This is a genomic window from Pseudomonas sp. Leaf58 (genome assembly GCF_003627215.1).
GTDB lineage: Bacteria > Pseudomonadota > Gammaproteobacteria > Pseudomonadales > Pseudomonadaceae > Aquipseudomonas.
In genome coordinates this window covers 4,417,005-4,428,007 of the sequence record NZ_CP032677.1, presented here as the reverse complement: position 1 = coordinate 4,428,007, position 11,003 = coordinate 4,417,005, and the positions used below count along the sequence as shown (strand labels likewise).

The window sequence follows — 11,003 nt, the reverse complement described above, 5'->3', positions numbered from 1 at the left end:
CGAGCGTGTCACTGATCGCTTCTGACCAATTCCGCATCGTTGTCGGCCTCGGCAAGAGCGGCATGTCCCTGGTTCGCTTCCTGGCGAGCCGGGGCATAGCCTTTGCGGTCGCCGACACCCGCGAGCAACCGCCGGAACTGGACACCCTGCGCCGTGATTATCCGCAGGTGGAAGTGCGCTGTGGTGAACTGGACGTGGACTTCCTGTGCCGCGCCAACGAGCTGTACGTGAGCCCCGGCTTGGCCCTGGCCACCCCGGCCTTGCAGCAGGCAGCCGCGCAGGGCGTGAAGCTGTCTGGTGACATCGAACTGTTCGCCCGCCACGCCAAGGCACCGATCATCGCCATCAGCGGCTCCAATGCCAAAAGCACCGTCACCACCCTGGTGGGCGAAATGGCCGCCAAGGCCGGTAAGCGCGTAGCGGTGGGCGGCAACCTCGGTACTCCGGCGCTGGACCTGCTGGCCGATGACGTCGAGCTGTACGTGCTGGAACTGTCCAGCTTCCAGCTGGAAACCACCGACCAGCTCAATGCCGAAGTGGCCACTGTGCTGAACATCAGCGAAGACCACATGGACCGTTACAGCGGCCTGCCGGCCTACCACCTGGCCAAGCACCGGATCTTCCGCGGTGCCCGCCAGGTTGTGGTCAACCGCCAGGATGCCCTGAGCCGCCCGCTGCCGGTAGAAGGCCGCCCCTGCTGGACCTTCGGCCTCAACCAGCCGGACTTCAAAGCCTTCGGCCTGCGCGAAGTGGATGGCGAGAAATACCTGGCATTCGAGTTCCAGGCACTGATGCCGGTGCGGGAGCTGAAGATTCGTGGCGCCCACAACCAGAGCAACGCCCTGGCGGCGCTGGCCCTGGGCCATGCCGCGGGCCTGCCGTTCGAGCCGATGCTCGAGGCGCTGCGCGAGTTCGCCGGCCTGGCCCACCGTTGCCAGTGGGTACGCGAACGCAACGACGTGAGCTGGTACGACGATTCCAAGGCCACCAACGTCGGTGCCGCCCTGGCCGCCATCGAAGGGCTGGGCGCTGACATTGAAGGCAAGCTGGTGCTGATCGCCGGTGGCGATGGCAAGGGGGCTGACTTCGCTGCGCTGCGCGAGCCGGTGCAACGCTTCTGCCGTGCCGTGGTATTGCTCGGCCGTGATGCCGAGCGCCTGGCCGAAGCCTTGGGCGAGGGCGTGCAACTGGTGCGGGTGAAAACCCTCGACGATGCCGTGCAGCAATGCGCCGCGTTGGCCCAGGCGGGCGATGCCGTGCTGTTGTCGCCAGCGTGCGCCAGCCTCGACATGTTCAAGAACTTCGAAGAACGCGGGCGCCTGTTTGCCCAGGCGGCGGGAGGCCTTGCATGATCTTTGGCATCCTCAAGCCCTACCCGTCGCCGCTGATCAGCGGCCGTGGCATCGACCTGGACTTCGCCATGCTCGCCGGCTGCCTGGCCCTGCTCGGCCTGGGCCTGGTGATGATTACCTCGGCGTCCTCGGAAGTGGCTGCGGTGCAGTCGGGCAACCCGCTTTACCACATGTTCCGCCACCTGGTGTACGTGGCCATCGGCCTGGTTGCCTGCGGCGCCACCATGTTGGTGCCTATCGCTACTTGGCAGCGCATGGGCTTCACGATGCTGCTGGGCGCGTTCGGCCTGCTGGTGCTGGTGCTGGTGCCGGGTATCGGCCGCGAAGTGAACGGCTCGATGCGCTGGATCGGTTTCAGCTTCTTCAACGTGCAGCCTTCGGAAATCGCCAAGGTGTTCGTGGTCGTCTACCTGGCCGGCTATCTGGTCCGCCGGCAGACCGAGGTACGCGAAACGTGGATGGGCTTCTTCAAACCGTTCATCGTGCTGCTGCCCATGGCTGCCCTGCTGCTGATGGAACCGGACTTTGGTGCCACCGTGGTGATGATGGGCGCGGCTGCGGCCATGTTGTTCCTCGGTGGTGTGGGGCTGTTCCGCTTCAGCCTGATGGTGGTGTTGGCGGTGGTGGCGGTGTTCGTCCTGGTACAGGCGCAGCCATACCGGATGGCGCGCCTGATTACCTTTACCGATCCGTGGTCTGATCAGTTCGGCTCGGGCTACCAGTTGACCCAGGCGCTGATCGCCTTCGGCCGTGGCGAGTGGCTGGGCGTGGGCCTGGGCAACAGTGTGCAGAAACAGTTCTACCTGCCTGAAGCGCACACCGACTTCGTGTTCTCGGTACTGGCCGAAGAGCTCGGTGTGGTCGGTTCGCTGCTGACCATCGCGCTGTTCGTGTTCGTGACCGTGCGTGCCCTGTATATCGGCCTGTGGGCCGAAAAAGCCAAGCAGTTCTTTGCCGCTTATGTCGCCTTCGGGCTGGCGTTCCTGTGGATCGGCCAGTTCCTGATCAACATCGGCGTGAACGTCGGCCTGCTGCCGACCAAAGGCCTGACCCTGCCGTTCCTCAGCTACGGGGGCAGCTCGCTGGTGATTTGCTGTGCCTGCGTGGGCTTGTTATTGCGCATCGAATGGGAAAGCCGCACGCACCTGGGCAGTGAGGAACACGAATTCAGCGAAAGCGATTTTGCCGAGGAGACCAGTCATGGCCGCTGACGGCAAGAACGTACTGATCATGGCGGGCGGCACTGGGGGCCACGTGTTCCCGGCCCTGGCCTGCGCCCGTGAGTTCCAGGCACGCGGTTACAGCGTGCACTGGCTGGGCACCCCGCGCGGTATCGAGAACGAGCTGGTGCCCCAGGCTGGCCTGCCATTGCACCTGATTCAGGTCAGCGGCCTGCGGGGCAAGGGCAAACTGTCGTTGCTCAAGGCGCCGTTCACCCTGGTCAAGGCCGTGCTGCAGGCGCGCCGCATCATTCGCCAGCTCAAGCCGGTGTGTGTACTGGGCTTTGGTGGCTACGTGACCGGCCCTGGCGGCGTGGCCGCGCGGCTGTGCGGCGTGCCGCTGGTGATCCACGAGCAGAACGCTCGTGCCGGTACCGCCAACCGGTTGCTGGTGCCGCTCTCGGCGCGGGTCTGTGAAGCGTTCCCGAACACCTTCGAGGCCAGCGACAAGCGCCGCACCACCGGCAACCCGGTGCGCCCGGAGCTGTTCATGGACGCACAACGCGCGCCCTTGGTCGAGCGCCGCGCGCGCCTGTTGGTGCTCGGTGGCAGCCTGGGTGCGGAACCATTGAATAAATTGTTGCCTAAGGCCCTGTCCGAAGTGCCCGCAGCACTGCGGCCAGAGGTGTTCCACCAGGCCGGCAAGCAACACGCGCCGATTACCGCCGAGCGTTATCACGAGGCGGGCATCGAGGCTCAGGTAGAGCCCTTCATCAAGGACATGGCCCAAGCCTATGGCTGGGCCGACATCGTGGTGTGCCGGGCCGGTGCCCTGACCGTCAGCGAGCTGGCGGCAGCAGGCCTGCCTTCAATGTTGGTGCCGTTGCCCCACGCGATCGACGACCACCAGACCCACAACGCCCAATATCTGGCCCGCGAAGGCGCTGCCTTCCTGATGCCGCAAGCGACAACTGGCGCAGCGCAGCTCGCTGAACGCCTGAACGAGGTGCTGATGCAACCCGAGAAACTCAACGTCATGGCAGGCACCGCACGGCGCCTGGCCAAACCTGCCGCAACCAGCACCGTGGTCGATATCTGCCTGGAGGTGGCCCATGGTTGAGAGCCAAAAAGCCATGCCCCAGCCGAAGATGGGCCGTATTCGTCGTATTCACTTCGTCGGTATCGGCGGCGTGGGCATGTGCGGCATTGCCGAGGTGTTGTTGAACCTGGGCTATGAAGTGTCCGGTTCCGACCTGAAAGCTTCGCCGGTCACTGAGCGCCTGGAATCGTTCGGTGCCGAGATTTTCGTCGGCCACCGCGCCGAAAACGCCGCCACTGCCGATGTGCTGGTGGTGTCCAGCGCCATCAACCCGGCCAACCCGGAAGTCGCCACCGCCCTCGAGCGGCGTATTCCGGTGGTGCCGCGTGCCGAGATGCTCGCCGAGCTGATGCGCTATCGCCATGGCGTAGCCGTTGCCGGTACCCACGGCAAGACCACCACCACCAGCCTGCTGGCCTCGGTATTCGCCGCCGGTGGCCTGGACCCGACCTTCGTCATCGGTGGTCGCCTGACCGCTGCCGGTACCAATGCCCAGTTGGGCACCAGCCGCTACCTGATCGCCGAAGCAGACGAAAGCGATGCCAGCTTCCTGCACCTGCAGCCAATGGTGGCCGTGGTCACCAACATCGACGCCGACCACATGGCGACCTACGAAGGTGACTTCAACAAGCTGAAGAAAACCTTCGTCGAATTCCTGCACAACCTGCCCTTCTATGGCCTGGCCGTGATGTGCCTGGACGACCCGGTGGTGCGCGAGATCCTGCCGCAGGTCAAGCGCCCGACCGTGACCTATGGCTTCAGCGAAGAGGCCGATGTGCGCGCCATCAACGTGCGCCAGCAGGGCATGCAGACCCACTTCACCGTGCTGCGCCGTGACCGTGAGCCGCTGGAGGTGTCGGTGAACATGCCCGGCAACCACAACGTGCTCAATGCCTTGGCCACCATTGCCATCGCCACCGACGAAGGCATCTCTGACGAGGCCATCGTTCAGGGCCTGTCCGGTTTCCAGGGTGTCGGCCGGCGCTTCCAGGTGTATGGCGAGCTGCCCGTCGAAGGCGGCAGCGTGATGCTGGTCGACGACTACGGCCACCACCCGACCGAAGTGGCCGCGGTGATCAAGGCCGTGCGCGGTGGCTGGCCAAGCCGCCGCCTGGTGATCGTCTACCAGCCACACCGCTATAGCCGTACCCGCGACCTGTACGACGATTTCGTCCAGGTGCTGGGCGATGCCAACGTGCTACTGCTGATGGAAGTCTACCCGGCCGGCGAAGAGCCAATACCCGGTGCCGACAGCCGCCAGCTGTGCCACAGCATCCGCCAGCGCGGCAAGCTGGACCCGATCTACATCGAACGTGGCGTCGAGCTGGCGCCGCTGGTCAAGCCGTTGCTGCGTGCTGGCGACATCCTGATTTGCCAGGGCGCCGGTGATGTCGGCGGCCTGGCCCCGCAATTGATGAAAAGCCCGCTGTTCGCTGGCGCCAAGCAGGAGAAGTCGAAATGACCAGCGCCTACGACAAACTGCACTCGACCCTGGACGTCAAGGCGTTCGGCCGCGTGGCGGTGCTGTACGGCGGCAAGAGCGCCGAGCGTGAAGTGTCGCTGAAGTCGGGTGCTGCGGTGATCGACGCGCTGACCGCTGCCGGTGTCGACGTGGTCGCCATCGACGTGGCTGACGACCTGCTCGAGCGCCTGCAACGCGAGCAGATCGACCGCGCCTTTATCATCCTCCACGGCCGTGGTGGTGAAGACGGCAGCATGCAAGGCCTGCTGGAGTGCCTGGGCATTCCCTACACCGGCAGCGGCATTCTTGCCTCGGCGCTGGCCATGGACAAGCTACGTACCAAGCAGGTGTGGCAGAGCTTGGGTATTCCTACCCCGCGCCACGCCGTGTTGGCGAGCGAAAGCGATTGTTTGCTGGCCAGCACGGAACTGGGCTTCCCGCTTATCGTCAAACCCGCCCATGAAGGCTCTAGCATCGGCATGGCCAAGGTGAACAGCGCCCAGGAACTGGTCGCCGCCTGGCAGGACGCCGCCAAATACGATTCCCAGGTACTGGTGGAGCAGTGGATCCACGGCCCGGAGTTCACCGTCGCGGTGTTGCGCGGCCAGGTGCTGCCGCCGATCGCCTTGGGTACCCCGCACGTGTTCTACGACTACGACGCCAAGTACATCGCCAACGATACCCAGTACCGCATTCCGTGCGGCCTGGACAGCGTCAAGGAACAAGAGCTGATCGACCTGACCGCGCGCGCCTGCGATGCCATCGGCATCGAAGGCTGGGGGCGGCTGGACGTGATGCAGGATGAGCAGGGCCGGTTCTGGCTGCTCGAAGTCAACACCGCACCCGGCATGACCGATCATAGCCTGGTGCCCATGGCGGCCCGCGCAGCCGGCTTGGACTTCCAGCAACTGGTGCTGGCAATCCTGGCCGAAAGCGTGGCGACGCGAGGTTAACAACCATGCAAGGCGCGATGATACGTCAGCAGCAACCCGTTACCGGCCGTAGCAAGCCGGTGCCGCGTGGTGCCAGCCGGCTGGTGGCCGACGAGCCCGTATCGGCGCGCCTGCCGCGGCCCAGCCTGGGTGGCCTCAAGCGCCTGCTGTGGCCGGTGCTGCTGGTGGCGGCCGGCTTTGCTGCGTACGAGGGTGCCATTCGGCTGATGCCTTACGCTGACCGGCCGATCACCAAGATCGACGTGCAGGGCGACCTCAGCTACATCAGCCAGCAATCGGTGCAGCAGCGCATTGCGCCCTATGTGGCGGCGAGCTTCTTCAGCGTCGACCTGCCGGCGATGCGCGCGGAGCTCGAGCAGATGCCGTGGATCGCCCATGCCGAAGTGCGCCGGGTGTGGCCCGACGAGGTGGTGATCCGCCTGGAAGAACAACTGCCGGTAGCACGCTGGGGCGACGAGGCCTTGCTCAACAACCAGGGCCAGGCCTTCACCCCGCGCGAACTGGCCAACTACGAGCACCTGCCGCAGCTGGCCGGGCCGCAGCGTGCTCAGCAACAAGTCATGCAGCAGTATCAGGTATTGAGCCAAATGCTGCGCCCCTTGGGCTTTTCCATCGCTCGCCTGGAGTTGCGCGAGCGAGGCAGCTGGTTCCTGACCACGGGCGCAAGCAGCGCCGGGCCGGGCATCGAGCTGCTGCTGGGGCGCGACCATCTGGTGGAGAAGATGCGCCGTTTCATTGCCATTTACGACAAGACACTCAAAGACCAGATCACCACTATCGCCCGCATTGATCTGCGTTACTCCAACGGACTTGCCGTTGGTTGGCGGGAACCGATTGCACCGACGACGGCCCAACCCGCCGTTGCGAAGAATTAGAGAGAGGCAGGACCATGGCAAACGCGCATAGCGGCAAAATGATCGTCGGGCTGGACATCGGCACCTCCAAGGTGGTGGCGCTGGTTGGCGAAGTGGGCGAGGACGGCACCCTGGAAATCGTCGGGATCGGTACCCATCCGTCCCGCGGCCTGAAAAAAGGCGTGGTGGTGAACATCGAGTCCACCGTGCAGTCGATCCAGCGCGCTGTGGAAGAAGCGCAGCTGATGGCCGGCTGCCGTATCCACTCGGCGTTCGTCGGCGTGGCAGGTAACCACATCCGCAGCCTGAACTCCCACGGTATCGTCGCCATCCGCGACCGCGAGGTCAGCCTGGCCGACCTGGAGCGGGTGCTGGACGCTGCCCAGGCCGTGGCAATCCCGGCCGACCAGCGCGTGCTGCACACCCTGCCGCAGGACTACGTGATCGACAACCAGGAAGGCGTACGCGAACCGCTGGGCATGTCGGGCGTGCGTCTGGAAGCCAAGGTCCACGTGGTTACTTGCGCGGTCAACGCGGCGCAGAACATCGAGAAGTGCGTGCGCCGCTGCGGCCTGGAAATCGACGACATCATCCTCGAGCAGTTGGCCTCGGCCTACTCGGTGCTGACCGACGACGAAAAAGAGCTGGGCGTGTGCCTGGTGGACATCGGTGGCGGCACCACCGACATCGCCATCTTCACCGAGGGCGCGATCCGTCACACCGCGGTGATCCCGATTGCCGGCGACCAGGTGACCAACGACATCGCCATGGCCCTGCGTACCCCCACCCAGTACGCCGAAGAAATCAAAATTCGCTACGCCTGCGCCCTGGCCAAACTGGCTGGCGCTGGCGAAACCATCAAGGTGCCGAGCGTGGGTGACCGCCCACCGCGCGAGCTGTCGCGCCAGGCCCTGGCCGAGGTGGTGGAGCCGCGTTATGACGAGCTCTTCACGCTGATCCAGGCCGAGCTGCGTCGCAGCGGCTACGAAGACCTGGTGCCGGCCGGCATCGTCCTCACCGGCGGTACCGCCAAGATGGAAGGCGCCGTGGAACTGGCCGAAGAAATTTTCCACATGCCGGTACGCCTGGGCGTGCCGCATAGCGTTCGGGGGCTGAGCGACGTGGTTCGCAACCCGATCTATTCCACCGGCGTGGGCTTGCTCACCTACGGCCTGCAAAAGCAGTCCGAGGACATGGTCCTGACCGGTAATAGCAACAGCAGCAGCAACAGCTATGGCGATGAACCGAAGGCCCCAGTGCTTGAGCGCTTCAAGCGGTGGGTCCAGGGCAACTTCTAAGTTTCAAAGCAGTAGTGGTAGGCGCAACAACTAGAGAACTGTAAGGAGAGGGAAAATGTTCGAGCTCGTAGACAACGTCCCGCAAAGCCCGGTCATCAAGGTGATCGGCGTCGGTGGCGGCGGCGGCAACGCCGTCAACCACATGGTCAAGAGCAGCATCGAAGGCGTGGAGTTCATCTGCGCCAACACCGATGCCCAGGCGCTGAAGAACATTGGCGCGCGCACCATCCTGCAATTGGGCACTGGCGTGACCAAGGGCCTGGGTGCCGGTGCTAATCCGGAAGTCGGCCGTCAGGCCGCGCTGGAAGACCGTGAGCGCATCGCTGAAGTGCTGCAGGGCACCAACATGGTGTTCATCACCACCGGCATGGGCGGCGGTACCGGTACCGGTGCAGCCCCGATCATCGCCGAAGTGGCGAAGGAAATGGGCATTCTCACCGTAGCCGTGGTGACGCGTCCGTTCCCGTTCGAAGGCCGCAAGCGCATGCAGATCGCCGATGAAGGCATCCGCATGCTGGCCGAAAGCGTCGACTCGTTGATCACCATCCCCAACGAGAAGCTGCTGACCATCCTGGGCAAGGATGCCAGCCTGCTGTCCGCCTTCGCCAAGGCTGACGACGTACTGGCCGGTGCCGTGCGCGGTATCTCCGATATCATCAAGCGCCCTGGCATGATCAACGTCGACTTCGCCGACGTGCGTACCGTAATGGGCGAGATGGGCATGGCCATGATGGGTACTGGCTGCGCCAGCGGCCCGAACCGTGCGCGTGAAGCCACTGAGGCAGCCATCCGCAACCCGCTGCTGGAAGACGTCAACCTGCAGGGCGCCCGCGGTATCCTGGTGAACATCACCGCTGGCCCAGACCTGTCGCTGGGTGAGTACTCCGACGTCGGTAGCATCATCGAAGCCTTCGCCTCCGACCACGCCATGGTCAAGGTCGGCACCGTGATCGACCCGGATATGCGTGACGAGTTGCACGTGACCGTGGTTGCCACTGGTCTGGGCGCGCGCATCGAGAAGCCTGTGAAAGTGGTCGACAACACCCTGCAAACTGCCCAGCAGGCGTACGAAGCGTCTAACCCTGCGCCGGTTCGCCAGGAACAGCCTGCGGTCAACTACCGTGACCTGGAGCGCCCGACTGTAATGCGCAACCAGGCCCATGCAGGTGCTGCTGCAGCCGCTAAACTGAACCCTCAGGATGACCTGGACTACCTCGATATCCCGGCATTCCTGCGTCGTCAGGCTGATTAATGGAATTTATCAGGGGTATAAAGGTGATTGGTATTCATCAAAGGTTGGGTCTGTTATTATCCCCAGCCTTTGTTGATACCTGTTCGCAATTTGCGCTGAAGCGGCCAATGCCATGATTAAACAACGCACCCTGAAGAATACCATCCGTGCCACAGGTATCGGTCTGCACTCTGGGGAGAAGGTTTACCTGACCCTCAAGCCGGCCCCTGTTGACACCGGCATCGTCTTCCGCCGCGCCGACCTCGACCCTGTGGTCGAAATTCCGGCGCGTGCGGCCAACGTTGGCGAGACAACCATGTCGACGACGCTGGTCAACGGTGACGTCAAGGTCGATACGGTCGAGCACCTGCTCTCCGCCATGGCGGGCCTGGGCATCGATAACGCCTACGTCGAGCTCTCCGCCTCGGAAGTGCCGATCATGGATGGCAGCGCCGGACCCTTTGTATTCCTGATTCAGTCTGCCGGCCTGGAAGAACAGGACGCAGCCAAGAAGTTCATCCGCATCCTGCGTGAGGTAACTGTGGAAGAGGGCGACAAGCGCGCCACTTTCCTGCCTTTCGACGGCTTCAAGGTGAGCTTCGAGATCGACTTCGATCATCCGGTGCTTCGCAACCGGACCCAGAGCGCCAGCGTCGACTTCTCCAGCACCTCGTTCGTGAAGGAAGTCAGCCGCGCGCGTACCTTCGGTTTCATGCGTGACATCGAGTACCTGCGCAAGCACAACCTTGCGCTGGGTGGCAGTGTCGAGAACGCCATCGTGGTCGATGAGGACGGCGTGCTCAATGAAGACGGCCTTCGTTATGAAGACGAATTCGTCAAGCACAAGATCCTTGACGCCATCGGCGACCTCTATCTGCTGGGCAACAGCCTGATCGGCGAGTTCAAGGGCTTCAAGTCCGGCCACGCGCTGAACAACCAGCTGCTGCGCAAGCTGATTGCCGAAACCGATGCCTGGGAAGTGGTCACCTTCGAAGATGCCAGCACGGCACCGATCTCCTACATGCGCCCTGTTGCGGCCGTGTAAGTTCGAACACTCTCTAGTTCATTAAGGCCACCTTCGGGTGGCCTTTTTTATTGTTTGCCTGGGGCGTGGGCGGCCAACCGCTCCAACGCCGCCCGCAGCTTCGGGTCAGCAATCCCCTCGGCAGTGTCACGCAAACTCTCGGCAGCGCTATTAGAAAGCTCGGCAGCATGCCCGCCGCGCTTGGCTGGGACCAGCGGCGGCTGCACCTTGTACAGGATGCGCCTGAGGTTGCCGAATGCTTCCATGGCCTGCAAGGCCGCCAGCAAGCGCTTTTGCTGATAGCGCAGGCGGGTCGCCCAATGGCCGTCGGTTACCACCAGCAACAAGGTGCCATCGCGCCATGACGCCACGTGGCAGTGCTCGCGGGCGGCCGGTTGCAATTGGCTTTCCAGCAGGCGCTGCAAATGCTCCAGGCGTTCGGCCTGGTTCAGCAGCAGGCGCAGCGGGCGAACTTGGCGCAGCAATGCCGAAGGCGGTTGGGCGGGGGAGGGTTTGTAGGCCATGGGGGTACGCGTGAGGTTACAAGGTCAGCAGTTTAACACCTCTATA

10 protein-coding genes are annotated in these 11,003 nt (G+C 63.8%); 9 read left to right on the top strand and 1 reads right to left on the bottom strand.

Going from position 1 to position 11,003, the window contains the following annotated elements:
* Positions 1 to 5 precede the first annotated feature (5 nt).
* From murD to lpxC, 9 genes are all read left to right on the top strand, one after another.
* Positions 6 to 1,352 (top strand): UDP-N-acetylmuramoyl-L-alanine--D-glutamate ligase, encoded by a 1,347-nt coding sequence (gene murD / locus DV532_RS20590; protein ID WP_056801824.1) that lies wholly within the window; start codon positions 6 to 8, stop codon positions 1,350 to 1,352.
* Positions 1,349 to 2,563 carry a putative lipid II flippase FtsW gene (gene ftsW, locus DV532_RS20585; RefSeq protein ID WP_056801826.1) on the top strand — a complete coding sequence of 405 codons (1,215 nt, stop codon included), beginning with the start codon at positions 1,349 to 1,351 and terminating at the stop codon, positions 2,561 to 2,563. Before murD ends, ftsW begins: the two co-directional genes overlap by 4 nt.
* A complete protein-coding gene (gene murG, locus DV532_RS20580) occupies positions 2,553 to 3,632 on the top strand; it encodes an undecaprenyldiphospho-muramoylpentapeptide beta-N-acetylglucosaminyltransferase (RefSeq protein ID WP_056801828.1) in 1,080 nt (359 codons plus the stop codon). The genes ftsW and murG overlap by 11 nt, the downstream gene beginning before the upstream one ends.
* The gene (murC, locus tag DV532_RS20575) at positions 3,625 to 5,073 is read left to right on the top strand and encodes a UDP-N-acetylmuramate--L-alanine ligase (protein ID WP_056801830.1); all 1,449 of its coding nucleotides are present in this window, start codon (positions 3,625 to 3,627) and stop codon (positions 5,071 to 5,073) included. The genes murG and murC overlap by 8 nt, the downstream gene beginning before the upstream one ends.
* Entirely contained in the window at positions 5,070 to 6,026 is a 957-nt protein-coding gene (locus tag DV532_RS20570; protein ID WP_056801832.1) for a D-alanine--D-alanine ligase, read from the top strand. Before murC ends, DV532_RS20570 begins: the two co-directional genes overlap by 4 nt.
* Before the next feature lie 5 nt (positions 6,027 to 6,031).
* On the top strand, positions 6,032 to 6,901 hold the full coding sequence (locus tag DV532_RS20565; RefSeq protein WP_056801834.1) for a cell division protein FtsQ/DivIB: 870 nt from the start codon (positions 6,032 to 6,034) through the stop codon (positions 6,899 to 6,901).
* Between the two features lie 14 nt (positions 6,902 to 6,915).
* Positions 6,916 to 8,178: a cell division protein FtsA gene (gene ftsA, locus DV532_RS20560; RefSeq protein WP_056801836.1), complete on the top strand. Its 1,263-nt coding sequence runs from the start codon at positions 6,916 to 6,918 to the stop codon at positions 8,176 to 8,178.
* Between the two features lie 55 nt (positions 8,179 to 8,233).
* The gene (gene ftsZ / locus DV532_RS20555) at positions 8,234 to 9,430 is read left to right on the top strand and encodes a cell division protein FtsZ (protein ID WP_003251871.1); all 1,197 of its coding nucleotides are present in this window, start codon (positions 8,234 to 8,236) and stop codon (positions 9,428 to 9,430) included.
* A gap of 112 nt (positions 9,431 to 9,542) precedes the next feature.
* Positions 9,543 to 10,454 carry a UDP-3-O-acyl-N-acetylglucosamine deacetylase gene (gene lpxC / locus DV532_RS20550; RefSeq protein ID WP_056801838.1) on the top strand — a complete coding sequence of 304 codons (912 nt, stop codon included), beginning with the start codon at positions 9,543 to 9,545 and terminating at the stop codon, positions 10,452 to 10,454.
* A gap of 47 nt (positions 10,455 to 10,501) precedes the next feature.
* Here the strand turns inward: lpxC and DV532_RS20545 are convergent, their stop codons facing one another.
* Positions 10,502 to 10,957: a DUF721 domain-containing protein gene (locus DV532_RS20545; protein ID WP_056801840.1), complete on the bottom strand. Its 456-nt coding sequence runs from the start codon at positions 10,955 to 10,957 to the stop codon at positions 10,502 to 10,504.
* Between the last annotated feature and the right edge of the window lie 46 nt (positions 10,958 to 11,003).

Bases quoted from the DNA above. Each gene is read 5' to 3' on its own strand.
- ftsW (WP_056801826.1), top strand. From the start codon at position 1,349: ATGATCTTTGGCATCCTCAAGCCCTACCCGTCGCCGCTGATCAGCGGC.
- murG (WP_056801828.1), top strand. From the start codon at position 2,553: ATGGCCGCTGACGGCAAGAACGTACTGATCATGGCGGGCGGCACTGGG.
- murC (WP_056801830.1), top strand. From the start codon at position 3,625: ATGGTTGAGAGCCAAAAAGCCATGCCCCAGCCGAAGATGGGCCGTATT.
- DV532_RS20570 (WP_056801832.1), top strand. From the start codon at position 5,070: ATGACCAGCGCCTACGACAAACTGCACTCGACCCTGGACGTCAAGGCG.
- DV532_RS20565 (WP_056801834.1), top strand. From the start codon at position 6,032: ATGCAAGGCGCGATGATACGTCAGCAGCAACCCGTTACCGGCCGTAGC.
- ftsA (WP_056801836.1), top strand. From the start codon at position 6,916: ATGGCAAACGCGCATAGCGGCAAAATGATCGTCGGGCTGGACATCGGC.
- ftsZ (WP_003251871.1), top strand. From the start codon at position 8,234: ATGTTCGAGCTCGTAGACAACGTCCCGCAAAGCCCGGTCATCAAGGTG.
- lpxC (WP_056801838.1), top strand. From the start codon at position 9,543: ATGATTAAACAACGCACCCTGAAGAATACCATCCGTGCCACAGGTATC.
- DV532_RS20545 (WP_056801840.1), bottom strand. From the start codon at position 10,957: ATGGCCTACAAACCCTCCCCCGCCCAACCGCCTTCGGCATTGCTGCGC.